The sequence below is a fragment of the Geodermatophilus sp. SYSU D01119 genome, assembly GCF_054049975.1.
This window is the reverse complement of record NZ_JBJGYL010000029.1, coordinates 37,833-63,475: the sequence shown is the minus strand read 5'-3', so window position 1 is coordinate 63,475 and position 25,643 is coordinate 37,833. Positions and strand designations below refer to the sequence as shown.

The window sequence follows — 25,643 nt, the reverse complement described above, 5'->3', positions numbered from 1 at the left end:
GCGGGGCCCGTCGGCCATCTGGGCCCCGCCACGACTGTGGGGACCGCTACGGCGCCGCGGTCCCGTCCGGGAGCGGGATGTGGATCAGCGGGCCGCCGGGGCCGTCGACGACGAGCGCGCGACGACCGCCGCGGTCTGGCTCGGCGGGGTCGGCCAGCGCCTGGCGCTCCACCTCCTCCGGGAGGCGGAGGGCGTAGTCGTCGCCGCCGAGGCCGACGACCAGGGCGGGCCCGACGATCGTGTCGGCCCGCGCGAAGCCCGGAACGAAGCGGTCGACGAACCGCGTGGCGCGGCGGTTGGGCGCCAGCCGCTTGGCCTTGCCGTCCTCGTCGCACAGCACCGCGGCCGGCACGCCGGGGAGATACACGTGGTCGGGCCGGGCGCCGCCCAGGGCGCGGCACACCCCGAGGTCCGAGTGCTCGATCGTCGTCACCGTGACGGCCGCACCCGGGTCGGCAGGGATGACGACGACCCGCATGCGCTGGGGCAGCGCGGCGGTCGGTCCGGTCGTCTCGACGTCCGTCGTGGTCCTCGGCATCGGTGTCCTCCCGGTCGGGTGGTGGCTGGTCCGGACCGAGGATGGGGGAGGGTCAGGACACGGTCGGGACGGCGCAGTCGTCCGGACCCCACTCGCGCTCGGCGAGGGCGAGGTGCCACCGGAGCAGCCGGGCGCGGGCGCGGGTGAGGGGCTCGACGTCGTCGGCGGGGGTCCGCGGGTCCTGCAGCGCGACGGCGACGAGGTCCAGCCGCTCGTCGGTCTCCGCGTGCGTGTAGGCGAAGCGACCGAGGTGGTGCAGGCCGCGGCCGTAGGTCGGGCTCGCGCTCCGTACCCGGTCGCGCGTGGCCGCCTCCAGGATCCGGACGAGGAAGTCGACGTCCTCGGAGCCGCCGTCGTCGGGGAAGACCACCTCCAGGTCGTCGACCACGGGGTCGTCGGGCCGGGGGTCGGCGACCGGGTTGTCGGCAAGCGCCGCAAGGGCGTCCAGCAGCAGACCGCGCCGGACTCCGGTGGCCGCGGCGAGTTCGCGGCCGGAGACCCAGTCCGTCCCGTGCTCCTCCAGGTGCCGGACGACGGCGAGGCCGAGGTCGAGGTACCTGCCGCGGCCGCGGCCGGTCCCGGCGCCGGGGACCGGACGGCCCAGGCGAGCGCGGGCGCGGGCGAGCGCCTCGTGCTCCTCGGGCCGCAGGTGCAGGTCGGGGTCCTTCTTCATGTACCGGACGAGGCGGACGCCCTGGCGGTTGTCCAGGTCGGGGCGGCCGGTGGTGAACCCGGTCTCGATGAGTTCCCGCCGGCGCAGGTGCTGGATGTCGTGCCGGAACTTGCGCTCCCGTGCCGCGACCTCCTGGGCGTCCATGCCCGCGCGGATCTCGTAGTCGTCGGGGCAGAGCCGCCGGAGCCGCACCGTGGAGACGAGCCCTCTCTCGGCGCGGGCGAGGTGGCGCAGGATCGCGGCCATCCGCTGCGTGGGGGTCAGGGAGGCCATGTCCGGATTGTGACCGGTGGACGGAGTCCGCCGACCGTCCGCGAGGTGCGCCCTCACCCCGTGGAGGGCTGACACGGCACGGATCCGTGTCCTGACCATCTGGACGGTCGGTGGCATGAGCGCCGTCCACCACCTGTCCCTCCAGTCCGTCTCCTCGTGGGAGGGCGCCGCGGCGGCGGAGTTCCCGGCCGACCCATACCCGGGTCAACGGCCGGACGGCTCGTTCCTCCTGGCCGGCGATGTCGTCCGGCGGGTCGTACCCCGCCGCAGGCCCCGTCGGGATGGGCGACTGCGGCCGGCCTCGACCTGGACGTCGTCCTGCGCGGGTTGCGCGAGCCCGGACTGGTTGAGCGAGTGCCCGTGCTGGCCTACGGCAGCAACGCCAACCCGGCGAAACTGGCCGGCCTGGGCCTGGGGCCGATCGTCGCCCTGCGCGTCGTCACCACCGGCCTCGCCGCGGCCTGGTGCACGGACCCGCGCGGGGACGGGCAGATACCGGCCACGCTGGTCCCTGCCGCCGGCGTGGTCGAGAGCCACCACGTGCTGCTGTGTACGCCGGCCCAGACGGCCCGCTTCGACCAGGTGGAGGGGCGCGCGGCCTGCATCTACCACCTCGGCGTCCTCCGGGCCGGCTCCATCACGGGGGAGGACGGTCGGCGCGTGGACGACGTCCTGGCCTACGTCGGGGGTCGGGGACGGCAACCGTTGGCCGGCGCCGACGGCCGGCCGATGCTGCTGACGGCGGTGCGCCAGGCTCAGGCGGCCGCCCGCGCGGCCGGGCGTCCGGGAGCCTGCGTCACCCCGCCTGTCGTCGCGCTGGTCGGTTGAGGAGGGGTGCATGGACATCGATGACGAGGCCGTGGCGCCGTTCCGGGCGGTGGGCAGGGACAGCGCGACGACCGCTGATCTGGACGCGGTGCGCTCCTCCGCGACGGCGGAGCGTCCGCTGGCCGACCCACGCGGCGGCCGCGTACTGCTGGCCGGCGACTGGCACGGCAACGCGGTGTGGGCGGGCAAGGTGTTGGCCCTCGCCGCGCGCCACGGCGTGTCGACCGTGCTGCAACTGGGCGACTTCGGGTTCTCGGCCCAGGGCGAGGGCATGCTCGACGTGCTCTCGTGGACCGCCGAGGCCTTCGACCTGACGCTGCTGGTGGTGGACGGCAACCACGAGGACTTCCCGCTGCTCGAGCGCTTCCCGGTCCTGGCCGATGAACCGGGGCCGGACTGCGACCCGTGCGGCCGCGCGTCTGGCACCTGCCGCGTGGCACGCGGTGGGTCTGGCGCGAGCCCGACGGGCGGGAGCACCGGTGGCTGGCCGTGGGCGGCGCTGTGTCGGTGGATCGGCAACTGCGGACGGAGGGGCACTCCTGGTGGGCGGGGGAGCAGTTGACCGCAGCTGAGGCGGAGCGCATCGCCGTCGCAGGGAGGGCGGACGTCGTCGTCTGCCACGACCGGCCGCAGGCCGCGGCAGTGGCGCTGGGTGACGCGCCGGGGAGTGGTGGGACCGCGCTCCACGGGCGTGGGCGCGCGACGACCTGGCGCGGTCCGACGCCCACGCGGCACGTGTGCAGTCGGTGCTCGACGCAGTGCGGCCGCGCCAGGTCTGGCACGGCCACCTGCACCGCCGGACGGACGTCGTCGTTGTCCCTGCCTCCGGCGCGGAGCCCTACGAGATACACGACCTGGCGGCGGACGAGATGTCCTGGGAGGAGGCGACCGCGCTCGTCGGCTGCGACGGGCGACTGGTGACAAGAGGCAATCAGGGTCGAGGGCCGCCCAGGATTCGGCGCCCGGCGCGCGAAGGGCGGCGGCCATGGTCTCCCGACATCACCCGTGCGCGGCAGCACCTGTCAGGCGCCCTGAGACAGGGCGCACAGGGCGCTAGTTTGACCAGGTGATCCCCGAAGACCCGACGCCGGTAGCACCTGTGACGGCTTCGACCCCGGGACCCGACGCGCCTACCGCCGAGGACGAGGACGAGGTCATTGCCTCCGCCCAGTCGACGACGGTCGCCCAGTCCCCCCTGGTCAGCCTGACGAAGCTGAAGGTCGTCCCCGTGACGACGGTCTGGCCGACCGAGCCCTACCACTTCACCCCGTGGTTGCTCGCCAACTCGGCGGAACTCAGCGACGTCCTGGGCATGGACGTGGAACTCGAGGAGCGCGAGCACAAGGTCGGCAAGTACTCGCTCGATCTCATCGGCCGGGAGCTGGCGACCGATCGTCCCGTCATCGTCGAGAACCAGTTCGGTCGGACCGACCACAGCCACCTCGGGCAGTTGCTGACTTACGCCGGCGGCACCCGGCCAAGCACGGTCATCTGGATTGCCGAGGACTTCAGCGAGGAGCACCGCGCTGCGCTGGAGTGGCTCAATCAGGCGACCGTGGAGGACGTGCGGTTCTTCGGCATCCGGTTGGCCGCAGTCACCCTCGAGGGAGCGCCCGCCGGACTCATCGCGCCCTTCCTCGAACTGGTCGTCCAACCAAACGACTACGTCAAGGGCGCGACCAGTGGCACGGCTGCCGCGGGCAGCGCGACAGCGCAGTTGTACGCCGAGTTCTGGGCCACGGTCGCACCACTGCTCAAGGAGCGCGGTTGGACGAGCGGCAAGGGGACGACCCAGAACTGGTGGCCTATGTCGGCAGGCGTCCAGGGTGTCTCGTGGACGGTTTCGTACGCCATGTTCGGCTGTCGCTCCGAGATCTACTTCGGGCACTCCGACCCGGCCGTCAACCTCGCCCGCTGGAACCTGTTGGCCGCGCGTCGGGAGGAACTTCAGACCGCCTTCGGCAACGGCGAGCTCCTGTTCGACGAGCTGCCCGACAACAAGGGTTGCCGGATCGAGACGCGCTTGGCAGGGCCGAAGATCGGCGATCGCGGAAGTTGGGGCACCGTGCGCGCGTGGATGATCGACACTCAGCAGCGACTCCGTGCCGCTATTGCCACGGTTGGTGGTGTTCCCGATGTCGCACCGCGGCCACAGGCGGACGGCAGTGTCAATGACGGTGACTGAGCGTTCGACGGCTCAGCCGGGCCAGCCGAACATGTGGTGTGTGTGCCGTCCCGTGAACCAGCGGCCTGTAACCCGCGACCGGCGATACGCTCCGAGGTAGCCGAGCGGCTTGACAGTGACGTGGACCCGCCAGGAGCGACCGTCGGGGCGCGCAGGCAATTGGGCGCCCCGACGAGCGAGGGCCGCGTACCAGCCGGAGAAGACGTCGAGGACGAAGCTGGCCTCCCTCTCGTCTCCTGTGGCCTCGTGGTGCATGAGGGACCCCGCCGGCTCGGGGCTCTCGTCGAAGAGCGGGCCGGCGAGCAGGTGCCCGAGCACATGCCCCAGGTGCAGGGGATCAGCGCCGCCGGTGAACACCGCCTCCCACTCCGGTCGCAGACGAACGGGTGGTGTGGTGGGACGTCCACCCACATCAGTTGCCGTCCGCCGCGCGATCTCCTGCGCGTACCCGCCAAGCGAGCCGGAGCGTTGCGCCCAGGCGGTCAATGCGAGCGCGTCGTCCCCCCACCAGCGGTCGAGGACCGTGAGAGCCGAGCTGTCCGTCGGGCGCCCTGCGGTGACCCACCGCTGTATACCGACATCCGGACGCACCCATCCAAGGATCCCGAACGTCAGCATGGTGAGTGGCGACCAGAACGCGACGGGGTCCATCGGCGTCCCATCGCCCCGAGGGGCCTGTCGCCAGGACGGGGTCGGCGGCGACCAGGGGCCCCGGGGGTCGTTGAGGGCTTGAATCAGTCGTGGGAGCTCCATGTCCACGGTCCGGTGTCCCCGAGCAGCTCTTTCGAGACCGGTCCGTGGTCGTAAGCATCGCCTGTCACTTGCCCCTCCGATCGTGCAACGTCTCGGTGAGTCATGTGGCGTCCTGCGGACGGTGGGCGGAACCCGACAACTCACTGACCGCGCGGTCCAGAGCCTCCGCCATCGAGCTACCGGGCAGTCGTCGGGCGACCGCGTCCCGGACGCTCGTGTAGTACCAGAGCAGCTCGTCGCGCGAGGCGTTGAACGTCGACCAGAAGTCTGGCCCGTAACGGCGGACGTCCGCGGCGATGCACACCCCGTTGTGCGTCTTGTCGGCCGCCGTCACCAACAGGGCGTCGAGGGGCTTGTCCCTCAGCCCATCGACGTAGGCGTGCTTGCGCTCGGCCCAGGTCCCGCTGCGGTTGCCGTCGGCGTCCAGTCCGTCCGAGCAGGCACGGACGATGTCCGCGACGTCGTCGCCGAAGCACGACCGGATGTCAGCCAGAACCGCGCCGCCGGTGCCCTTCGGCGCGTCCTCGACGGCGTCGTGCAGCAGCCCCGCGATCGCTTGGTCCTCGCTGCCGCCGTGCTCGAGCACCAGCGCACTGACGCTCATCAAGTGGGTCAGGTACGGCACCCGTGAGCCCTTGCGCAGCTGCTCCCGGTGGTGCGCCGATGCGTACGCCAGCGCCTCGTCGTAGCGCTCCGACAGCGGTCCGCTGCCCATCTCCCGGCGCTCCTCGAGCGTCGTCATCAGTGCTCTCCTCTCAGGACGGCGGCCACGACCGTCTCGACCGTCGCCGCCTCCGTCGTCGTCCTCGAGGCCGTGCGGATGGCGGCCCACTGTGTGTCCGGGTCGTCGCCCTTGGCGGCCCAACTCGAGGCCGGCGGCCAGTAGCGCACGACCTCCACCTCGTCCGCGTCCGGCACGCGGGTGACGGTCGCCGAGTCCTCCGCGCCCAGCCGCAGCTCGAGCTCCTCCTGGACGCCGGCCGACCGCGTCAGCGAGCTGCCCACGACACCCGGGACAGCGCTCAGCACGGCCAGCAGCAGGGCGTCCGAGCCGACCCGGTCGCCGCTCGCGCCGATCCACCGCAACCGGACGTGCGTCGTCTCCCCGCGCTGCTCCTGCCCGAGGACCCGGTACCGCCCGCCGGTCACCAGTTCCTCCTCCTCGGCCGTGACCCCGGAGGCCACCCACGCCGGGACGGCGGGGAACGGGCCGACGAGCTCGAACAGGTACCGAGTACCGAAGCCCTCCGCGACCGCGGGGCTCAGCGAGACACCCCACAGCGGCATCTCGATCGACCCCCTCTGGAGCTGGCGCTCGATCTGCGGGTCCTGCTCGGGCTTGGCGGCGAGGCCCCGGCCGGCGAAGGCGCGCGCCGGCAGGCCGACACGGGCGTCCCAACCGTCGGCGTCCAGGTGGTCGGCCGCGTTGACCGCGTGTAGCAGGGCGATCGCCGCCCGTAGGTCGCCGACCGACGCCCGCGCCTGCTCCTCCTGCGTCCTGATGAACGGCGCGGAGAAGTAGTGCCGGACGCCGGTGAGGACCCGTGCCGCGCCGCGCAGCCGGGACGACCCGGTGTCCCGTCCGCCCTGCCACATCTCGCACGCGACAGCAAGGTCCTCCGGTGCCACGGGCGGCTGGGTCGGAGGGCGGGCCGACTCGGCGGCGCGGGCCTGATCCTCGTGCAGGATCCGAACAGCGCCTTCGACCTCGGCGACGACCATCGTCACCGCCTCGTCGTCCGTCGCCACGGTCCCGACGGTCGCCCCTCGGGCGCCGAGCGACGTGAAGCCGTCGTCGGGCGCCGGGAGCGTGACCTCGCCGTCGGGTCCCAGGACCACCCACTGGGTGTAGTAGACGAGCGGAGAGCGGCTGCGGATCGTCACCTGGAGGGACCCGCCTCGGCCCTCCTCGACCTCGATGGCGACGTCCTCGTCGTCCCAGGCGCTCACCCGGTCGGCCACCCGTGCTCGGACGGCTTCGAGGTGCGGAACGCTCGACCGGGACCGCTCCAGTCGGTGCAGCGCAGCGGTGAAGCTCGTGTTCCAGGTGCCGAGGTGCGGCCAGCGCTCGCCGACGCATGCAGTGGCCTCCTCGACGTCCATCCCCTTCTCACGGACGAGCCAGGCGCGCAGGACCAGGCCGGTGCGCGAGGCCCCGCCGTGGCAGTGCACGAGGAGGCGGTGGCCTTCCTCGCGCAGCGCGGCCATGTCGTCGAGGACGTCGGCCAGCACGGCGTCGAGACCGGGGTTGTCGTCGTTGTCGGCCAGGTAGGCCATGCGGTGCACGCGGTGTGGGAACGGCTCGCCGAGCCGGCAGAGCGAGACGACGGCGAAGTCCTCCTGGCTGTACCGGGCGCCGTCCAGGTCCGCCGCCCAGATGCCGTCCATGACCTCGACCGGGCCGAGCCGCTTCGTGCGGCCGGGGTCGTAGGTCGTCAGCGGTGCGCCGTCCAGCGCCGCGGCGAGCTGCTGCAGGTCCGCCAGCCGCCACACCCTGTCGCCGTGTCCGGGGAGGATGCCGTGCACGACCGTCGCCCAGCGCGATGGGATGCCGCCCATCCCGTAGACGGCTCCGGCCAGGCCACCGGCGACGCATGCGACGGTGTCGGTGTCACCGCCGAGGTCGATGACCAGCCGCATGGCCTCGGCGAAGTCCCGCCCGTGCCGCAGGGCCCACACCGCCTGGCCGAGCGTGGGCCAGACCGCGCCGTTGGACTCGGTCGCCTGCTCCGGCGTCCAGTCCTCCGCGAGGACGGCCGCCCACCTGGCGCGGTGCTCGACGTCGACCAGGTCGAGAGCCTGTGGGACGGCGGCCAGCGGATCGCCGCCGTCGAGGGCCACGCGCATGAGCTCGTGGAAGACGGTGCAGCCCTCGCCGGCCGCCGGGTCGCCGTGGGTCAGCGCCGAGATGCGCCTGGCGGCGTCGATGGTGGCCTCGGTGCCGAAGCGGGAGAACCAGATGGCGGCGGGCGTCGTCCGCATGAGCGAGCCGTTGCCGGCCGCGCGCCCCGTGCGGGCGAAGTGCGCCGCCGCGGCCCGGTCCCACGGCAGGCGGGAGCGGAGGACGGCGCCGGTCTGGACGCCGACGTCCGGCGGGCCGGCCTGGGCCCAGGTACGGAACCGGTCGAAGACGTCGGCCTCGTCGAGACCGCCCTCGTCGACCAGGGAGGTCGCGACGAGCAGCGCCATCTGGGTGTCGTCGGTGAACTCACCGGGCTCCCAGCCCAGCGAGCCACCACCGCGCATCTCGGTGTGGGCACCGCGGGCGGGGGAGGAGAACTCGGCGGAGAAGCGACCGGCCGGGCCGAACTCGAACGGGGCGCCGAGCGCGTCGCCGACGGCCGAGCCGACGAGGGCGCCGGCGACACGGTGCCGGCGGGACAGGGGAGTGGTCATCTCAAGCCTCCGACGTGATGGCGGTGAGGTGGACGGTGCGATCGGACCAGGTCAGGGCCGTCACGCCGACCCGGTCACCTCCGCGGACGCGGTGACCGAGGCCGGCCGGGCCGTCGGGGAGGAGCCGGGTGTGCTCGACCTTCTCGGCGAACCTGCGGGCGAGGGCCGCAGGCGTGCGGACGGCCGGGCGGCCCAGGGTGTCCACCGTCGCGGCGTGCAGCAGCGCCGACCAGTGGGCCTTCAGGGTGCGGGCGCTGTCGAAGAGCTCCAGCCAGGCCGGCCGCCCGCCGGTGCCCACCAGCAGCCCGCGCTGACCGGCCAGCGGCCGCAGTCCGCGGGTCAGGTCACGGGCCGCCCCCTCCGTGCGGTCGAGGCGGTCCGCCAGGGAGTCGGTGGCCGACGGTCCCGCCACCGACCCGAGCCCGCTCACCCGGTCCCAGACCGCGTGCTGAGCCTGGTCCCCGTCCATCGCGGACAGGACGGTGAACGGGGTCCGGCGGGCCCGCCGGGTGTGGGCGGTGGGACCACCCCACCGCCCCTGCTCCACGCAGACGACCTGCTGCACGGTCGGAAGCCCGGGAGCGAGCACCGTGGAGCCGGTGAGGGCACGCGTCTGCCACCCTCCCTCGAGCAGCTCCCCGGCCAGGAGCAGGACCGGGCGGTCGGCGCGGTTGGTGACGACGACCTGGTCGACGGCGGGGGAGCCGGCGCGCTCGGAGACCTCGACGGGGACACCGGCGCCGGTGAGGTAGCGCGACGGCGGCGTCGGGGCGTCGGTCCAGACGGGGAAGACCGTCAGTGGTCCGCGAGCGGTCCCCTGGCCGACGTGCAGTCGGATCTCGAGGTTGTTCATCGTGCCCACCTCCCGTAGATTGCGCTCTACCGCGCAAACCCAAAGTTAGGCGGGATCCGCGTTAATGTCAACCACCGAGTATCGCGACGCCGCCGGCCGGAGGCTGGTCGACTACCCGCGGCCGTCGGTCGCCGTCGACACGGCCGTGCTGACACCTAATCCGGACCGGGGGCTCCTGGTCCTCCTGGTCCGTCGCGACAGCGCGACCCGGACCGATGCGTGGGCCTTGCCCGGCACCTTCCTGCACGAGGGGGAGACCCTGGCCGGGGCGGTGCTGCGCTCGCTCGACCAGAAGGCGGGCCTCCGCGGCCAGGCGCCGCGGCAGTTGCACGTCTTTGACGACCCCCGGCGGGACGATAGGGGCTGGGTGTTGTCGGTGGCCCACGTCGTCGTGCTCCCCACGGCGACCGTCGCCCCGGTCGCCGAGGAGCGGCCGGACGACGTCCAACTCCGCCCGGTGGCTGAGGCGGTCGGTCTGCCCTTCGACCACGACGACATCGTGGGGATGGCGGTCGAACGGGTACGGGCCGCCTACGCCGAGCGGCCGGACCCGGAGCGGCTGGTCCCCGAGCCGTTCACCCTCCGCGACCTGCGGCGGCTGCACGAGGCCGTGGCCGGGCACCGCCTGCAGCCCGACGTCTTCCGACGGCACGTGAAGGACCACCTGGCGAGCACAGGAGAGATGACCCGTGGGTCGGTCGGGCGACCGGCTGAGTTGTTCCGGCATGCCTGAACTGCGGGATCAGGCCGCGCTGCGCCTCCGTGGCGACACCCACGTCGCCGTGGCGATGCGGAGCCCGAGGCCATCGACGAAGTAGGGGTGCCGCTTGGTCAGGCGGTTGTACAGCTTCCTCGGGTCGGTGCTGTCGAGGAGTTCGGGCAGCAGGGTGAGGTCGAAGGCCGCGGCTTCGCTCCAGTAGACCTGGCGGGTGTAGCCGACGACCGCGCGGACGCCGGTACGGGCCACGAACTCGGCGAGCTGGGCATCGGACGCACCCAGGGTCTCGCAGGAGCCGAAGTAGACGACCCGGTCGGTCAGCGGCCGCTCGACCAGGTCGGCGATCTCGGTGAGCGACAGGTCGTCTCGACCGAGCGCGACCTTGCCGCGGCGGCCGTGGAAGGCCAGATAGGCGAGCGGAAAGGCGCTGTAGCGGTGCGACGTCCACTTGGTGAAGTAGTGCGCGAACTCGTCCGACGTCGCCGCGTTGCGGTGGATCAGGCGGTCCTTGCGCATCGTCATGAGCATGTCGAGGCCGGGGCGGACGCTGAGCTTGTCCGTCAGCCGCTCCTCCCACTCGCCCTCGAGGCAGAAGATCCCGTTGCTCGGCACGGACCCAGGCTGACTCGGTCGACCGATCGTTCCGTGGAGGCCGGCGCGCCGGTGTGACTCGTGAGGCACTAGGTGCCCGTAGAGCCGGACGAGGCGCCCACCCCCCGGGGGTGTTCCAGGACGCGGTCGTCCGTTGCGATGCTCGTCCGCGTCGCGTCGTGAACCATCACGGCGCTGGATGGAGACGATCGGGGTGTGTACATGACGGCGCGTCTCTTCCCCGACGAGCCGCAGTTCGCGTCGGCGTCCGAGGAGTTGTTCGTCCGGACGCTGCGCGAACAGCTGCCCGACGACGCCGTCCTCTTCTGCAACCTGCGCTTCAGCGACCGCGCGGAGGACCGCGAGGCCGACCTGATCGTCGCCTGGCCCGGTGTGGGCGTCGCCGTCGTCGAGGTGAAGGGCGGCAGCGTGTCGCTCCAGCGCGGGGTGTGGCGCCAGGTCGGGGATGGCGTGGACCGCGAGATCCACCCAGTCGACCAGGCCGTCACATGCAAGTACCTGCTCGGCCAATATCTCGGCGAGCACCCCCGCTGGACCGCGTGGCGTCCGCGTCTGGTGCACCTCGTCGCGCTGCCGGCCACCATGCTGCCGGTCGCCTTCCGCGCCCCGGGCCTCGCCCGGTGGATGGCGATCGACAGGACGGACGTGCCACACGCGGCTGCCCGCATCAGGGCGGCGCTCCAGCAGGTGCGGGGCGAGCCGGACCCACCCAGCGCCGAGGACGTCGAGGACCTGGTCGACTGCCTCGCCGGGACGGCGATCCCGCAGCAGCACCTGGTGGCCTGGCTGGCCGAGCGCGAGGCGGCCTGCGATCTGCTCACCAAGGACCAGGCCAAGGTGCTCGACCTCCTGTCCGGCCGCAACCGGGTGGAGATCACCGGGGGTGCAGGCTCCGGCAAGACCTGGCTGGCCGTGGAGAAGGCCCGCCGGCTGGCCGCGGAGGGACAGCGCGTCGCACTCATGTGCTACTCGCGCGGCCTGGCCGAGTTCCTCCGGCGCCGGGTCGAGAAGCTGCCGAAGCGGCAGCGGCCGGACTACGTCGGCACCTTCCACTACCTCGGCATCGGCTGGGGCGTCCCCGAAGGCTCGGACGACGACAGTCGGTACTGGGAGGAGTTCCTGCCGGCGCGGATGGTGTCGCTCGCCGGGAACCTGCTGAGGTCCGAGCGCTTCGACGCGATCGTCGTCGACGAGGGGCAGGACTTCGCAGAGAGCTGGTGGGACGCCGTCCTCGCCGCCCTCCGCGACCCGGGGACGGGGGCGCTCTACGTCTTCTCCGACGAGGGGCAGCGGATCTTCGCGCGGCAAGGACGGCCTACCGTCGAGCTGGAGTCGTTCCCCCTCGTCGAGAACCTGCGCAACACCAAGCAGATCGCGGGGACGTTCTCGAGTCTGGCGCCGGGGATGAGGGTGCGCGGATCGTCCGGGGTGCCGGTGCGCTTCGTGCCGTGCGCCTCGGAGGAGGCCGTCGAGATGGCGGACGGCGTCGCCGCCGCACTGCTCGAGGACGAGGACTGGCCGCCGGAGTCCGTGGCCCTGCTGACCACCCATCAGCGGCACCCAGTTCAAAGGGAGCGGCAGGCCGAGGGGCAGGACGCCTACTGGGCCACCTTCTGGGACGACGACGACCTCTTCTACGGGCACGTCCTCGGGTTCAAGGGCCTCGAGCGCCCCGCCGTCGTCCTGGCGGTCAACGGCTTCCGGGACGAGGCGCGGGCGCGGGAGATGCTCTACGTGGGACTCTCGCGTCCCCGTGACCTGTTGGTCGTCTGCGGTGACCTGGAGCTGATCCGCCGCGTCGGCGGCGAGGCGGTCGTCCGACGGCTCACCGCGGGCTCCTGAGACCTGCCGTGCCACCGGTGCCCTCGAAAGCCACACTCAGGCCGTGTCAGAAGAGACCGCCGTCGTCGTACCCGCGCGTGACGCCTGGCCGGAGTACCTGAGATACCGCGCGTACGTCTGTCAGCCGGACAGGTCCTTCCGGCCTGACACCACCCACCTCGGCTTCTACGCCGAAGGAGCCATCCAGCCGCTGTTCCCGCTCATCGAGCGATGGCTGCCATCGGTGCTGTTCACGCGCAGTGAAGCCGCGAGGTGGCGGGACGACGGGGACAGGCGCCTGAGCACGCTGATCGAGCGGCTGTTGACGGCTGGGCCCCGGACCGAGGGCATGTCCTACGGCGTGATGTTCCTGTCCGCTCCTGAGGACCCGGACACCGTCCACCTACCGGCGCCCATCCAGAACGACTCGGAGTCTGCAGAGGGCCGGCGGATCGCGTGGACCCAGAACCAGCGCTATGTCCCGCTGTCCACCTTGCAGAACGGCGCAACGGTGACCAGTCAGTTGAGCACCCTCGGTGGACCTGGCGCCTGAAGGAGACACCGGCGAGCAGGACGATCCGACACCAGCCGGGTCCGACGGCGGCGCCACCCTCCGGAGCGAGACGCCGGGGGCCCGGCTGCAACGGGATGCACGAGACAGCCGACCCTCCTCGCGTGACCGCGACCGCCTCCGCCCTCGAACCGTCCGACGTCTTCGGCGGTGTGGTGAGCGGCGTGCTGCACGAGGTCCTCGGCAGGCCGTGACTCGTCGCGCTCCTCGCCGTCCTCGCGCTGGTGAAGGTGGTCGGGGTGGCGCGCGCCGTCGTCCACGGCCGGCACCCGCGGGACCCCGTCCGGCGGTTCTCCCGGACCGACCGGCGCGCGGTCCTCGACCGGGCCGGCCACCGGTGCGAGCACCATTCCCTCGTCGAGGGCCGCTGCCGGGCGACCGAGGACCTGCAGGCCGACCACGTGCACCCGCACAGCCGGGGCGGCGCCACCGCCGTCGAGAACGCACAGGCGCTCTGCCGGCGGCACAACGAGCGGAAGTCCGCGCGCGTGCCGTGGGACCGGGAGCTCCGCCGGCTGGCCCACCGGCGGGCGGCCTACTTCCCGCCCGGCGTCCCGACGGCGGTCGTGCGTCGGCCGCAGCGCCCGGCCGAGGTGACCTCGCCCACGGTCGCTTGAGCGATGGGGGCGCCGCCTGACCCGGACGGGTGAGCGCACCCTGCCTTCCGTCGGCCCCGCCCGGTACGACTTCCACGGAACTTCGATCCGATCGAGTTCCGGTGATCCGAGGGTGTGCTGACGGCGGGGACGTCCCGCAGGTGGGGGAGACGTGTTCCGGGAGCCGCTGCGTCGCGATCCGCTCGTCGTCGGGTGGGCGGCGGTTCTGCTGCTGGCCGGCTTCGTCGCGCTGAGCAACAACACCGAGTGGAGCGGCTCGCTCGAGGCCGACCGCGTCGCCGGCTTCCTCAAGGACCTCGCCGAGGCCTTCCTCTGGTCCTTCTTCCTCCTGCTGTTCCTCGCCTGGCTGCGCGCCAAGGCGTGGCGGGACACCGGCGGCGGCCGCGGACCCGCGCGCGGGCCGCGCCCGCCGCAGCGGCGGGACTCGTCGCTGCCGTGGACCGAGCGCTGGATCCGCGACTGGCGCGAGGAGGCCGCCTCCGGCCGAACGGCGAGCGAGAGCGAGCCGCAGCTGCTCGCCTGCCGGCACGGCATCGCAGCCGACGCCGGCGCCTCCGACACCCAGGTGCCCGTCCTGCGCGCCCTCTCGGTGAGCCACACGATCGTCCGCCCGGGCTCGGCCGTCCTCGTCACCTGGTGCTTCGAGCACGCCCGCGACGTCGTCGTCGACGGCCGCGGCGGCCACCCGCCCTGCGGCGAGGCGCTCGTCCACGTGCACGCCAGCCGCCGCATCGAGGTCACCGGCCGCAACCGCTTCTCGACGACGCCCGCGGCCACGCCCGCCGTCGTCGCGGTCGCCGTTCCCCAGCTCGACCTGCCCACCGTCGCCGCACCCCCGCCGGTGTCCCTGCACGCCGACGTCGCCGCCACCGTCGGCGCCCCCTCGCCCGTCACCCAGCGGCTCGACGCCTTCTGGGCCACCCAGGACGCACTGCACCCGCGGATCGAGGTGACGCCGCGGCTCGTCGGCGTCCCCGGCTCGCTGGTCGACAGCCTGCGCCGCGCCACCCGGAAGGACCCCCGGTGAAGCACCCCATCCGAGCCGCCCTGAGCGAGCACCTGCTCACCGTCGCCGGCGCCAACCGCGAGGTCCTGCGCGAGGCGCCGAAGGAGCGCGGCAAGCAGGTCGCGATGGGCGCCGTCCTGCTCTCCACCGCCGGCCTCGCCGTCGTCTCGGCGAGCTACGCCCTGCACATCGCGCTGCACCTCTGGGTGCCGGTCGCGGTCGTCGGCGGCCTCGTGTGGGGGCTGGTCATCCTCAACCTCGACCGCTGGCTGGTCGTCTCCTCGCCGCGCCTGAAGCGCTGGTGGAGCACGCTGGCCATGGCGCTGCCGCGCGTGGTGCTCGCCGTCCTCATCGGCGCCGTCGTCTCCACCCCGCTGACGCTCGCCGTCTTCAGCGCCGAGATCGCCACCGAGGTGGAGGTCATGGCCGCCGAGGCCGAGGACGAGTTCAACCAGCGCATGCGGGCCGACAGCCGGACCGTGGACCTGCAGGACAAGCAGGCGCGGATCGCCGAGCTCGAGGCCGACCTCGCCGACGGCGTCACCCAGGCCGACGTCGACGAGGACCCCGCCATCGTCGACATGCAGCGCCGACTGGATGAAGTGACCGCGCGCTACGAGGCGGCGGAGGCTGCCTACAACGCCGAGATCGACGGCACCGGCGGCACCGGTGACCAGGGGTTCGGCCCGGCCACCGACGCCCGCCGCGCCGACCGCGACCGGCTGCGCGCCGAACGCGACGCCCTCGCCGCGGAGCTCGACGCGCTCAAGGCGCAGACCTTCGAGCAGCTGCAGAGCGAGGAGGCGCAGAAGACCGTCGACCAGCAGAACGAGCTCGCCGGCCTGCGCGCCGACGTCCGTTCGCTGCAGCGGCGGCTCGCCGCCGAGGCCGCCGCGCACGAGGCCGCGGTCGACGACAGCGACGGCATCCTCGCCCGGCTCACCGCCATGTCCCGCCTGGAGGAGGGCAACCCGACCCTCGCCACGGCGCACCGGCTGCTGTTCTGGTTCATGACGGCAATCGAGTGCCTGCCGATCCTGTTCAAGACGATGCTCGCGCTCGGCCCGCCGTCCCTCTACGAGCGCCTGCTCGCGCTCGGCGACGAGAAGGTCGAGGAGCGGGTGCGGCTGCGCATGCAGACCGAGTACGAGGAGGCCGAGGTGCTGGCGCGCTCGGCGCTCGCGGCGGCCGAAGCGCGGGCGGCGCGCACGCTGGAGGCCGAGTCGCGGGCGACCGGGATGGTGCTCGAGGCCCAGCTCGACGTCACCCGCGACGGCGTCGACCGCTGGCGCGACGAGCAGATCGCCCGCTCACGGCATGTCAACGGCACTGTCCTCACCAAGCACTAGCCGAGGCCCGCGACGACGACGCGGGCCGCCTCCGCGATCAGCGCGTCGTCGTGGTCGGCGTCCGGCTCGTCCCGGCTCGACATCACCGCCAGCACGATCGGCGCCCGCCCGGGCGGGGTGAGCACGGCGACGTCGTTGCGGGTGCCGTAGGCGCCGGTGCCGGTCTTGTCGCCGATGTCCCAGTCGGCGGGCACGCCGGCGCGGATCAGCGCGTCGCCGGTGGTGTTGCGCCGCAGCCAGTCGAGGAGCTGCGCGCGGTCGTCCGCGGCGGCGCCGTCCACGGCGTAGAACCGCAGTGACCCGGCCAGCGCGCGCGGCGTCGTCGTGTCGCGGGGGTCGCCGGGGACGGCGCTGTTGAGCTCCGGCTCGGTGCGCGCGACCTCGGTGACGTCGTCGCCGATGGCCTCCAGCGCCGCGTCGAGCCCGGCCGGCCCGCCGAGCTCACGCAGCAGCAGGTTCAGTGCTGTGTTGTCGCTGAAGCGCACCGCGGCGTCGCACAGCTCCGCGAGCGTCATGCTCTGGCCGACCCGGGTCCCCGTCACCGGCGAGTACGCCGTCGTCAGGTCGGCGGGGGTGACGGGCACCGGCCGCTGCAGGTCCGCCGGTGACGTCCGCGCCAGCAGCGCCCCGGCCGCCAGCGCCTTGACGGTGCTGGCGTAGGCGAACCGCTCGTCGGCCCGGTGCTCGAGCGTGGCGCCGGAGCCGGTGTCGACGGCGAAGACGCCGAGCCGGGCGTCGAAGCGTGCTTCGAGGGCGGCGAACTCCGCGGACATGTCCGGGGCTGGTGTGCTCGTGGCGGTGGAGGTGGTGGTCGCAGGGGGAGCCGCCGTCGACGGCGAGCCGCACGCCGCCAGCGCGACGAGCACGCACACGAGACCGGTCAGCGGGGCGCGGCGCACGCCCGCCGTTCTACCGGAGCCACTCCTCGACCCGGTCGAGCTGCTCGTGGGTGAGCCCGACGTAGAGGTCCGGCGCGACCACCAGCACGTGCGGGTTCGCGGCCAGCCAGTCGCCGGTGTCGTCGGCCTGCTCGGCGAGGTCGTCGTCGATCCACACGATCCGCCGGTCGGGCTCGGCCGCCGCCACCTCCTGCGCGGCGGTGAGCTTCCACCACCCCGAGCCGCCGCCGAAGACGCCGAGGAACCCGGTGGGCGCGGCGTCGGCGCGGGCGTGCACCCGCAGCCCCCGAGGCAGGCCCATCGGCTCGGCGAGCAGCCGGTCGGCGTCGCCGGCCCAGGTGGTCAGCCACTGGATCTCCACCCGGCCCGCCTCGTGCAGCTCCCGCAGGCGTGCGGTGATGGTCGGGTCCCATGCCAGCCGGTAGCCGTTGAACGACCCCTGCCGCCACCCCGCGGGCAGCTCGCGGCGGGGCGCGTTGAGCACGCCGTCGACGTCGAGCAGAAGGATCGGACGGTCGGCCATGCCCACCTCCTACCCGCCGGGGACGTCCTCAGCCGACCATGTGCGCGACGTCGGCTCCGGCGCACACCCCGGACGCGAGCAGGGCCTTGGCGCAGGACGGCGCTGAGCCAGCGCGTGCGCATGGGGCAGGACGCCAGAGTGCGGAGAGGGGTCTGCCTGCACCTTCTGAGGCGGCCCTTGCAGGCCTCCTACGTCCGGCTTCCCGCGCCGACGCCGCTAAGCAGGTCGGTGTGACGCGACCGTCCCGAGGTGCACCTGGGGCCGGCTGGGCGGCAGGTGTAGTCCTTCCGTGTCGGGCCGCTGATCGGCCTCGCCCTCTGGTTAGCGTCCGCGCGGTCAGGCCCCGTCGTCGAGGAGCAGAACATGAGCAAGGATCTCGAGCCCGCTGCCGGCTCTCGTGTCGCGAACGCTGGTCAGCAGCTGGTCGACCGGCTGCTGACGGTGGGGATCGACGGCTTCGGCCCCTTCAAGCATGCAGACGAGTCGGCCCGCGAGGCACTGCAGGGCAGGACTGCGGAGGAGGCCGTCCGCGTGCTGGTGCGCAACCACGTCGGCATGGCCGCCGCACAGGGCTTCGTGACCAACATCGGTGGGCTCATGACGTTGCCGATCTCGCTGCCGGCCAACGTGGGCGCCGCCTACCTCGTCCAGACCCACCTCGCCGCCTCCATCGCTTCCGTCCACGGCCACGACCTGAACAGCGAGCAGATGCGGTCGGCGGTCCTGCTCTGCCTGCTCGGCAATGCAGGCACCGAGGTGCTCAAGAAGGCCGGCGTCACGGTGGGGCAGAAGGCGAGCACCCAGCTGATCAAGCGGATCCCCGTCTCGGTCATCCGTGAGATCAACAAGAAGGCCGGCTTTGCCCTCGTGTCGAAGTTCGGGACCAAGCGGGCTGTGGTGCCCCTCGTCAAGGGCGTGCCGATCATCGGTGGCGTCATCGGCGGTGGCTTCGACGCCGTGGCCACCCGGGCAGTGGGAGCCTTCGCCGAGAAGACGTTCCGCTCGACCGTGCAGGACACGGGCGACTTCATGGTCCTGAGCGACGACGCCACCCACACGGCCGAGGTCGTCCTGTCCTGAACATGACGGGGCCGTCCCGCCGCGCCGGTGAACCGCGGCGGGCCGACTCCGTCAGGGGGCAGCGGGTCATCTCACTCCCTGGTGAGCTCGGCCCCCACCTGCTCGTCCCCGCCGGTCGGCCGCAGGTTCCGCTTCTTGCCTTCCATCCACGAGATGACGTCATAGACACGGAGAGCGGACACTGAGTCGTCCAGTCCTACTGTGGCGCGGAGTCGCAGGAGGCGTGCCTGCAGTGCTCCGTCATCGGCGCGTAGCTGCTGGCGCAGCGGTTCCCACTGAGTTGAATAGGCATCGGTGACCTCGGCGACGATCGAGTCGTAGATCGGCAACAGGCGAGGACGCTTGCGCGCGCAGAGTTTGCTGGCGATCGTCCGGCCCACACCGGGCAGGTCGCGCAGGGCCGTCTCGAGGCGCCAGCCGGGCCATTCCCGGTGCATCGGCTTCAGCTCGTCCGCAAAGTCACGGTCCGGCCCGACGTCCCGGAGTAGTGCGTTGAAGCGGTCGGCGTCCGCATGCAGCAGCCGGTGCGCAGCCATCGGAGGGACTACTACGGACAAGAAGGTGACAGCGACGACGTCCTCCGCCGTGAAGCGGTAGAGGTCTTGTTCGCCGCCCCAACCGTCGAAGTACGAGCCGGTGTATGCGGAGCCCTCTCCGCGGCCGTAGTACTCGTGCAGGTAGGCCTCGGCTCGACCGTCGTCGCCTGACTGCAGGGCTACGGGCAGGCGGTATGTCATTCATGACTCCTCGGGTCGCACAGCGGGTGCCCCGAGCCTCGTCGCAACATCCGCCGGCCCGCATTCGGCGCGCCGCCTACACGGCCTACGGCGTCCTGTCCTGAACACGACGGAGGCCGCCCCGCCGCGACGCTGCGGCGGGACGGCCCCGTCAGGACTGCGTCAGAGGGTGACGAACTCGATCTCGTCGGCCTCGTCGCCGGCCTTCTCCAGGATGAAGTCGATGACGTCCTGGGTGTCGGTCCGGTAGGCGAAGCCGGTGCCGGCGCAGGCGCCGTTCATCACGAACGAGTTCACCGCGGTCACCGTGTCGCCCACGAGAACCGGGCCGCCGGAGTCGCCGAAGCACGTGCCGCCGCGGCCGCCGCCGGGGTTGGTCGACAGCTTGACGTTGTAGCCGCCGGCGTTGGTGCCGTTGAGCCCGATGATGAAGCTCTCGGCGGTGAGCCGCTCCCGGTAGGCGACCTGCTTGGTCTGGCTGCCGTTGCTCTCCTGCACGCCGTAACCGGAGATCGTCGTGGTCGCCGAGTTGCCCGGGTGCGAGCGCTTGTAGCTGTCCAGCGAGCCGGCGGTGGCCAGCGAGGCGTACTCGGTGATCTCCGGGTACACGTTCGTGACCGGCTCGTCGAGGATCATCAGCCCGGCGTCCTTGGTCTCGGGGATGTTGCCGAGACCGGTGTAGCCGTACGAGTAGATCTCCGACGACGTCACGCCGTAGTCCTCGTCGTACGGGTAGGCGCCGCCCAGCGCCTGGACGTCCTGCTCGAAGTACACCCGCGCGCTCGTGGCCACGGTGCCCTGGTCGTCCAGGGTCACGCAGTGCCCGGCCGTCAGGAAGACGGTGTCGGTGAGCAGGCTGCCGGAGCAGCGGTGGGTGGCGGTGCCGTTCTCGTCGAAGAAGACGGCGAGACCGACGTAGTCGTGCTCGTGGTCGTCGGTGAAGTTGCCCGTGATCGCCTGCGCGGCGGTCCCTCCGGCCAGCACCAGCGCCGATGCCAGTGCCACCGTGGTGACGGTCTTCCGCATCCGGTTTCCCCCTCGGTCGCGTGCCGGCCTCGTGCCGGCCGCCGGAGGTTAGGCAGACTTGCTAACGACACGCCAGAGCGGATACGGATCGTTCCGTAGCGTGAGAAGGGTGCAGACGCCGGACCCGCAGCTCACCGCCCTCGTCGACCGGTACCGCCACCTCGTCGAGCACGGGGCGACGGTCGTGGTCGAACAGGGACGCGAGATCCACCTCGGCGACATCGAGGCCCGCACCGTCGTCTTCCGCCGCGACGACGGGATCCACCAGGTCGACCGCTTCGACCGTGGGCACCAGTGGTTCGAGATGGAGGCGCGGGACCTCGCCGAGGTCGAGCTCCTGATCGCCGACCGCTTCAGCTCCTCGGTGCACCGGCATCCCGACGCCTGGCGGTTCGACTGCGTGCAGCGTGCCGACGGCCGCGTCGAGGTGCGCCAGGACGGCCGCCTGCGGGCCACCTTCAGCGACCTGCACGGCGCCCGCGCCTTCTCCGGCTTCGCCGCCCTGACGCCGGCGGAGCTGTGGGCCACGCCGCCGCAGGCCGGCCGGGCGATGTGGGTGCCTCCCGTCGACGACGGGACGCGCGCCCTCCTCGACCGGCTGCGCGACGTCAGGGACCTCGCCGTCGACGAGGACCGCTGCGAGGTGCACCTGGACGAGCACTGGATGGGCGCCTGCCTCACCCGGGTCGGCGGCGTCTGGCACGTCTGGGAGGGCAACGACTACTCCGTCCCTGGCCCGCCGACACTGATGACGACGGCGGCCGACGTCGTCGAGCACCACCTGCGCCTCCGCTTCGCCGGCGACCCCGCCCCCGGCGAGCCCGTCGGCGAGCTCGTGCGCGACGGCGTCGTGGTCGCCCGCGGCGCCGGCGTCACCACCGGGCTGCTCCGCGCGCTCGGGGACGGCGTGGGACGCGTGTGACGACCGGGTCCCGACCACGACCGGGACTGCCGATCACTCGGGGGAGCGGCGGACGAACCACGACCCCCGGCGCTCGGGGAGTGCTGACCACATGGCTGGACGACGACGGCTCCAGGACCGCCTCGCGGTCCTCGGCGGCGCGCGGCCCGACCTGCTCGAGTCGGCGCCGGGTGCGCGGCCGCGGTTCGCCGCGCTCGGCGGCGTCCTGCTCAGCACCGGTGGCCTCGCCGTCGCGTCGGCGTCGTTCGCGCTGCACATGGCCCTCGGCGTCTGGTGGCCGTTCGCGCTGCTGCTCGGCCTCGGCTGGGGCGCCGTCGTGGTCAACCTGGACCGGATGCTGCTCGTCGGCATGGCGCACGACGCCTCGCTCAAGCGCAACCTCGCCCTCGCCGTCCCGCGCGTGGGGCTGGCGCTCATCCTGGGTGTCGTCGTCGCGACCCCGCTGACGCTGCAGGTGTTCCACAAGGAGATCGACGCCGAGATCACCGTGATGCAGGCCGAGGCCGCCGACGCCTACCGCGAGTCGCTGGAGGCCGACGCCCGCTTCGCAGGGCTGGACGAGCTCCGGGAGAAGGTGGCGCTGGAGCAGGACGTCGTCGCCACCGGCGGCTCGGCCGACCCCGCGCTGGTCGCCGTCCAGGCCGACCTCACCGCCAAGCAGGCCGCCTACGACGCCGCCCTGGCCACCCAGCGCGACCTCGAGGCCCGCGCCCAGTGCGAGCTCGACGGCACCTGCGGCACCGGCGACGCCGGTACCGGCGAGGCCTACCTGCAGGCCCGGGCCGCCGCCGACGCGCAGGCCGGCGTCGTCGCCTCGGCCCGTGCCGAGCTGGACGACGCAACTGATGCCGCCGCCGGCGCCGAGTCGCGCAGCGCCGACCTCGCCGCCGCCGCGCTCGCCACCGACTCCGCCGAGCTGGCCCGGCTGACCGCCGAGCTCGACCGCCTGCAGGCCGCCTTCGACAGCACCAACGAGGGCTCGGGCGGCATCCTCCTGCGGCTGGAGGCGCTCGACCGGCTCAGCGAGCGCAACGCCACCCTGGCCGCGGCGAAGTTCATGCTGTCGCTGCTGTTCATGTGCGTGGAGATCCTGCCGGTCCTCATGAAGGTGCTGCTCAACTTCGGCCCGCCGACGGCCTACGACCGGCTCGCGGCGCTGCGCGACAGCGGCGACGTGGACATCGAGGAGCTGCAGCAGCAGTCGCGGCGCTCGGTGGCCGAGGCCAAGGAGGAGCTGCTGGTCATGGCCGAGCAGGAGCGGCTGGACCGGCAGAAGGCGGCGATCCGTGTGCGCCGGCTCGCGGCGCTCGCCCAGGAGCAGATTGACGCCGAGGAGGCCGCGCGCCCGGTGCCGCAGCCGGCACCTCCCGTGGACGATGCCGGCCGCATCTGGGACACCGGCCCGATCCGGCTGGCCCGCTCGGCCGCCCGCACGATCCGCCCGTCCCGCCGCCCGGGCGCCCGGGTGACCTCCGGCGTCTAAGCGGCCCGCCGGTCGCGCACCTGAACGCTCCTGCCGGGTGGTGTCCTCCCGGACGCTCGTGCTCTGCCCACGGTGACGGGGCAGAGCACAAGCGTCTCCGGGGGAAGACTTCCCACCTCGGCGCAGCTCCAGCCGCGCCCGGTGACGATCAGTCGCGCTGCCACTCCGTGGTCGGCTGCAGCACCGCCTCGGTCAGCGCCTCGGTGCGGAAGTGCGTGAACTGCTGGTACTCGGGGTCGGCGACCATGCGGCTGAACGCCTCGCGGGAGGGATAGCGGACGAGCAGCACGGCGTCCCAGTCCTGTCCCTGCTCGGCGACCAGGGGCGTGCCGCCGTCGCCCGCGTAGACCACCTCGCCGCCGTAGCGGGCGAGGAAGGTGCCCGACAGCGCCTCGCGGTAGCGGTCGTACGACTCGCGCCCGCCCTCGGTGAACCGGAGCAGGTTGAGCATCACCACCGGCCCGCCCGGGTCCTCCTGGAGGAAGCGCTTGAGGTCGGCACCGCGGGGGTCGATCGCCATGGCCGGACGCTAGCAACGCGCCTCCGGGGCTCAGCCCAGGAGCAGTCGCCACACGGCGTAGCCGTCGTCGGCCGCGTCGCCCAGCGCCCGCCACTCGGCGGCATCCGGATCGCTGAGCACGCGGTCGAGTCGCTGCAGCCGTTTGCGGTCGCTGCCAGCGAAGCGGGCCCGCTCGACGAGTGGGTCGCTCATCAGGCTCGCGAGGAAGGCGGCGTCGCCACTGTGCCGGGCCCGGTCCCGGGTGGTGCTCTGCCAGGCCGCCGCCTTGAGCACCAGCGCGCCGAGGAGGTTCGGCACCGGCACGGTCGCGGACCGGCTCCCCCTCACGACGGCGAGCGGGGTCGCCCGCCGGAGCGCCTGGTGGCCGCCGTCGATCTGGATGGTGTCCCCGCCGACCGCGGTCCGCAGCGACCAGCGGGGCGGGGAGTGGTCGGGCGCCAGGACGTCGACGACGGCGCCGTCGGCCGGGCGGCGGAAGCGGTACACCTTGCCCGTGCTGTCCGGCTCCGGACGCAGGTCGAGCTGCCGAACCGCCTGCACGCAGCGGCTCAGACCGGCGCGGTCGCTGAGGAGGTCGGCGAGGACGTCGACGTCCTGGCTGGCCCGGGTGGGCGTCCGGCCTGCGGCGATCCCGTGCAGCATCACCATCTGCCCGCCGACGAGCACCCAGCCCGCCGGATCGAGCTGCGCGGCGATGTCGAGCACGAGGTCCCACAGCCGGTCGAGCGCACCGGTCAGCGGCGGGAGGACGACCGTCGCGGGAGGGGTCATCCCCGGACGGCGACCAGCGCCGCGGTGAGCAGGTCCAGCCCCGCCCGCCTGGTGCGGACGTCGGAAGACTCGGCCAGGTCGACGGCGACCACCGCTGCCGGCATGTGCTGTCGGCCGGCCAACGGCAGGTCGGCGAACCTCGGGACGCGGACGACGACGTTCGGCTCACCCCGGTCCGACAGGCCGAGGTCCCGGCGGAGTCGCTCGAGCGTGCCCTCGGTGCAGTAGCCCTCGACCGCCGCGCCAGCGGCGACGATGTCCGCTCCCACTGCGTCGGCTGCGGACAGCCCTGAGGCGACGAAGCCCTCCGCCGCGGACACCCGGTCGCGGTACGCGGGCAGCACCCGCAGCTCCCGCCGGTCGGCGCGCTCACGCGCCGCCGCCACCACCTGCTCGGCGTCCGAGGACCGGAGCCGCGCAGCGACCCGCGAGCGGGCCGACCGGTCCAGCCACTCCGCGCGCTCCCCGGACAGTTCCCAGAGGGTCGCCCAGGCGGTCGGTGCCGCGAGGAGGCGGCCCGGGCCGACGGGCATCCGGGCACGCTCGTCCACCGCGTCGGCCGGGAGGACCAGCGTCCGGCCGATCCGCTCCGCCGGCAGGGTGCCGGTCCGGACGAGCCGGCGCACCTCCTGGGTGCTGACCCCCAGCCGGGCCGCTGCCTCGTCGACGGTCAGCACGGCGACTCCTCCGTTGCAGAATTAGTGCGTTAGCGCATCAATTCTGCAACGCCGCCGAAGTGGGATGGTGGCGGCTCGCCGGTCCAGCGTCGCTCAGCCGACGCGGTGCCACGTACCGCAGTCGTCTGTGGAGAACGCCACGTCGGTCGGCAGGATCTGGACGTACGTCTGTCCCTGCGGATTGTCGTTGGCGAGGATGGCCCCGAAGTCGCCGGTCAGTCCGTCGAGCCGCTCCCAGTAGCAGTCGGATGAGCCCGTCGAGCTGTAGGTCCCTGGCTGGATGTCCGACCCGATGAGGTAGGTGCCGTCCCCGAAGCCGCCACTGACGTCTGGCCCGCCGGCGGTCGTCGGCATCCACCGGCCACAGTCTTCGGTCATGAAGGCCACGTCGGTCGGGAGGATCTCGACGTAGGTCTGACCGGACGGGTTGTCGTTGGCGAGGATGGCGTCGAAGTCGCCTGTCACGTCGTCCAGCCGCTCCCAGTAGCAGCCTGCCGCGCCGGTCGACCGGTAGAGACCTGGTTGGACATCGGTGCCGACCAGGTATGTGCCATCACTGAATCCGGGAGGCTCGGGGGTCACCTCCGGCGAGGGCTGAGGCAGCTCGGTGACGGTGGTGGTCGGCGCCGGGATGCCGTCGGCCTGTTCTTGCGCGTCGCCGGGACCGAGCACGGCGCTCATGAGTAGCCCGATGAAGAGGAGCACCACCACGGATGCGGCGATCGCGCCCAGGATCGAGTACGGCCGACCGCCGTACTGCGGTCCGCCGGGAGGCGGTGGGCCCCAACCTGGTGGCGGGCCCCACCCCGGCG

At 72.9% G+C, this 25,643-nt stretch carries 27 protein-coding genes; 12 read left to right on the top strand and 15 right to left on the bottom strand.

The features are described 5' to 3' along the window. Window positions 1-46 precede the first annotated feature (46 nt). Window positions 47-538 (bottom strand): DUF3846 domain-containing protein, encoded by a 492-nt coding sequence (locus tag ACI79X_RS19545; RefSeq protein WP_457027086.1) that lies wholly within the window; start codon window positions 536-538, stop codon window positions 47-49. Window positions 539-590: 52 nt separating this feature from the next. Continuing rightward, the gene (locus tag ACI79X_RS19540) at window positions 591-1,484 is read right to left on the bottom strand and encodes a hypothetical protein (protein ID WP_457027085.1); all 894 of its coding nucleotides are present in this window, start codon (window positions 1,482-1,484) and stop codon (window positions 591-593) included. Window positions 1,485-1,838: 354 nt separating this feature from the next. Here ACI79X_RS19540 and ACI79X_RS19535 point away from each other — a divergent pair, with 354 nt between their 5' ends. The 3 genes from ACI79X_RS19535 (at window position 1,839) to ACI79X_RS19525 (ending at window position 4,497) form a co-directional block, all read left to right on the top strand. Next, entirely contained in the window at window positions 1,839-2,312 is a 474-nt protein-coding gene (locus tag ACI79X_RS19535) for a hypothetical protein (protein ID WP_457027084.1), read from the top strand. A gap of 10 nt (window positions 2,313-2,322) precedes the next feature. Beyond that, window positions 2,323-2,874, top strand: a complete 552-nt coding sequence (locus tag ACI79X_RS19530; protein ID WP_457027083.1) for a hypothetical protein — start codon at window positions 2,323-2,325, stop codon at window positions 2,872-2,874. A gap of 504 nt (window positions 2,875-3,378) precedes the next feature. Beyond that, window positions 3,379-4,497: a DUF4268 domain-containing protein gene (locus ACI79X_RS19525; RefSeq protein ID WP_457027082.1), complete on the top strand. Its 1,119-nt coding sequence runs from the start codon at window positions 3,379-3,381 to the stop codon at window positions 4,495-4,497. Window positions 4,498-4,509: 12 nt separating this feature from the next. Here the strand turns inward: ACI79X_RS19525 and ACI79X_RS19520 are convergent, their stop codons facing one another. The 4 genes from ACI79X_RS19520 to ACI79X_RS19505 all read right to left on the bottom strand — a co-directional run bounded on the left by ACI79X_RS19520 (window position 4,510) and on the right by ACI79X_RS19505 (window position 9,499). Then, window positions 4,510-5,148: a hypothetical protein gene (locus ACI79X_RS19520; RefSeq protein WP_457027081.1), complete on the bottom strand. Its 639-nt coding sequence runs from the start codon at window positions 5,146-5,148 to the stop codon at window positions 4,510-4,512. 202 nt (window positions 5,149-5,350) lie between these two features. Beyond that, window positions 5,351-5,992: an HD domain-containing protein gene (locus tag ACI79X_RS19515; protein WP_457027080.1), complete on the bottom strand. Its 642-nt coding sequence runs from the start codon at window positions 5,990-5,992 to the stop codon at window positions 5,351-5,353. Further along, on the bottom strand, window positions 5,992-8,646 hold the full coding sequence (locus ACI79X_RS19510; protein ID WP_457027079.1) for an ADP-ribosylglycohydrolase family protein: 2,655 nt from the start codon (window positions 8,644-8,646) through the stop codon (window positions 5,992-5,994). The genes ACI79X_RS19515 and ACI79X_RS19510 overlap by 1 nt, the downstream gene beginning before the upstream one ends. A 1-nt stretch (window position 8,647) precedes the next feature. Further along, a complete protein-coding gene (locus ACI79X_RS19505) occupies window positions 8,648-9,499 on the bottom strand; it encodes an ARPP-1 family domain-containing protein (protein WP_457027078.1) in 852 nt (283 codons plus the stop codon). Window positions 9,500-9,563: 64 nt separating this feature from the next. On the opposite strand from ACI79X_RS19505, the gene ACI79X_RS19500 reads away from it, so the two are divergent. Then, window positions 9,564-10,232, top strand: a complete 669-nt coding sequence (locus ACI79X_RS19500) for an NUDIX hydrolase (RefSeq protein WP_457027077.1) — start codon at window positions 9,564-9,566, stop codon at window positions 10,230-10,232. Between the two features lie 9 nt (window positions 10,233-10,241). Here the strand turns inward: ACI79X_RS19500 and ACI79X_RS19495 are convergent, their stop codons facing one another. Further along, window positions 10,242-10,829 (bottom strand): DUF6642 family protein, encoded by a 588-nt coding sequence (locus ACI79X_RS19495; protein ID WP_457027076.1) that lies wholly within the window; start codon window positions 10,827-10,829, stop codon window positions 10,242-10,244. 201 nt (window positions 10,830-11,030) lie between these two features. Between ACI79X_RS19495 and ACI79X_RS19490 the strand changes: the two genes are divergently transcribed. From ACI79X_RS19490 to ACI79X_RS19470, 5 genes are all read left to right on the top strand, one after another. After that, a complete protein-coding gene (locus ACI79X_RS19490) occupies window positions 11,031-12,671 on the top strand; it encodes an NERD domain-containing protein (RefSeq protein WP_457027075.1) in 1,641 nt (546 codons plus the stop codon). Between the two features lie 43 nt (window positions 12,672-12,714). Continuing rightward, a complete protein-coding gene (locus ACI79X_RS19485; protein ID WP_457027074.1) occupies window positions 12,715-13,203 on the top strand; it encodes a hypothetical protein in 489 nt (162 codons plus the stop codon). A 242-nt stretch (window positions 13,204-13,445) separates the two neighbouring features. Next, window positions 13,446-13,838 (top strand): HNH endonuclease, encoded by a 393-nt coding sequence (locus ACI79X_RS19480; protein ID WP_457027073.1) that lies wholly within the window; start codon window positions 13,446-13,448, stop codon window positions 13,836-13,838. 151 nt (window positions 13,839-13,989) lie between these two features. Next, a complete protein-coding gene (locus ACI79X_RS19475; RefSeq protein WP_457027072.1) occupies window positions 13,990-14,865 on the top strand; it encodes a hypothetical protein in 876 nt (291 codons plus the stop codon). Next, complete coding sequence (locus ACI79X_RS19470) at window positions 14,862-16,193, top strand: DUF4407 domain-containing protein (protein ID WP_457027071.1); 1,332 nt, start codon at window positions 14,862-14,864, stop codon at window positions 16,191-16,193. Before ACI79X_RS19475 ends, ACI79X_RS19470 begins: the two co-directional genes overlap by 4 nt. On the opposite strand, the gene bla is transcribed toward ACI79X_RS19470, so the two are convergent. Both bla and ACI79X_RS19460 read right to left on the bottom strand, forming a co-directional pair. Continuing rightward, on the bottom strand, window positions 16,190-17,092 hold the full coding sequence (gene bla, locus ACI79X_RS19465; RefSeq protein WP_457027070.1) for a class A beta-lactamase: 903 nt from the start codon (window positions 17,090-17,092) through the stop codon (window positions 16,190-16,192). The two genes, ACI79X_RS19470 and bla, sit on opposite strands and share 4 nt — an antisense overlap. Window positions 17,093-17,102: 10 nt before the next feature. Continuing rightward, window positions 17,103-17,615 carry an HAD domain-containing protein gene (locus ACI79X_RS19460; RefSeq protein ID WP_457027069.1) on the bottom strand — a complete coding sequence of 171 codons (513 nt, stop codon included), beginning with the start codon at window positions 17,613-17,615 and terminating at the stop codon, window positions 17,103-17,105. Window positions 17,616-17,978: 363 nt separating this feature from the next. Between ACI79X_RS19460 and ACI79X_RS19455 the strand changes: the two genes are divergently transcribed. Continuing rightward, window positions 17,979-18,695, top strand: coding sequence for an EcsC family protein (locus ACI79X_RS19455; protein WP_457027068.1), 717 nt, complete (start codon window positions 17,979-17,981; stop codon window positions 18,693-18,695). Window positions 18,696-18,766: 71 nt separating this feature from the next. On the opposite strand, the gene ACI79X_RS19450 is transcribed toward ACI79X_RS19455, so the two are convergent. After that, window positions 18,767-19,432, bottom strand: coding sequence for a DUF6308 family protein (locus ACI79X_RS19450; protein WP_457027067.1), 666 nt, complete (start codon window positions 19,430-19,432; stop codon window positions 18,767-18,769). Window positions 19,433-19,594: 162 nt separating this feature from the next. Further along, a complete protein-coding gene (locus ACI79X_RS19445) occupies window positions 19,595-20,458 on the bottom strand; it encodes a trypsin-like serine protease (protein WP_457027066.1) in 864 nt (287 codons plus the stop codon). 109 nt (window positions 20,459-20,567) lie between these two features. Between ACI79X_RS19445 and ACI79X_RS19440 the strand changes: the two genes are divergently transcribed. Both ACI79X_RS19440 and ACI79X_RS19435 read left to right on the top strand, forming a co-directional pair. Beyond that, on the top strand, window positions 20,568-21,380 hold the full coding sequence (locus tag ACI79X_RS19440; RefSeq protein ID WP_457027065.1) for a hypothetical protein: 813 nt from the start codon (window positions 20,568-20,570) through the stop codon (window positions 21,378-21,380). A 91-nt stretch (window positions 21,381-21,471) separates the two neighbouring features. After that, window positions 21,472-22,863, top strand: coding sequence for a DUF4407 domain-containing protein (locus ACI79X_RS19435; RefSeq protein WP_457027064.1), 1,392 nt, complete (start codon window positions 21,472-21,474; stop codon window positions 22,861-22,863). Between the two features lie 148 nt (window positions 22,864-23,011). Here ACI79X_RS19435 and ACI79X_RS19430 read toward each other — a convergent pair whose 3' ends face one another. The 4 genes from ACI79X_RS19430 to ACI79X_RS19415 all read right to left on the bottom strand — a co-directional run bounded on the left by ACI79X_RS19430 (window position 23,012) and on the right by ACI79X_RS19415 (window position 25,512). Continuing rightward, on the bottom strand, window positions 23,012-23,383 hold the full coding sequence (locus ACI79X_RS19430) for a DUF1330 domain-containing protein (protein ID WP_457027063.1): 372 nt from the start codon (window positions 23,381-23,383) through the stop codon (window positions 23,012-23,014). A gap of 30 nt (window positions 23,384-23,413) precedes the next feature. Beyond that, entirely contained in the window at window positions 23,414-24,154 is a 741-nt protein-coding gene (locus ACI79X_RS19425; RefSeq protein WP_457027062.1) for a nucleotidyl transferase AbiEii/AbiGii toxin family protein, read from the bottom strand. Beyond that, the gene (locus tag ACI79X_RS19420) at window positions 24,151-24,831 is read right to left on the bottom strand and encodes a helix-turn-helix domain-containing protein (protein WP_457027061.1); all 681 of its coding nucleotides are present in this window, start codon (window positions 24,829-24,831) and stop codon (window positions 24,151-24,153) included. The genes ACI79X_RS19425 and ACI79X_RS19420 overlap by 4 nt, the downstream gene beginning before the upstream one ends. Before the next feature lie 93 nt (window positions 24,832-24,924). Beyond that, on the bottom strand, window positions 24,925-25,512 hold the full coding sequence (locus ACI79X_RS19415; protein WP_457027060.1) for a hypothetical protein: 588 nt from the start codon (window positions 25,510-25,512) through the stop codon (window positions 24,925-24,927). Between the last annotated feature and the right edge of the window lie 131 nt (window positions 25,513-25,643).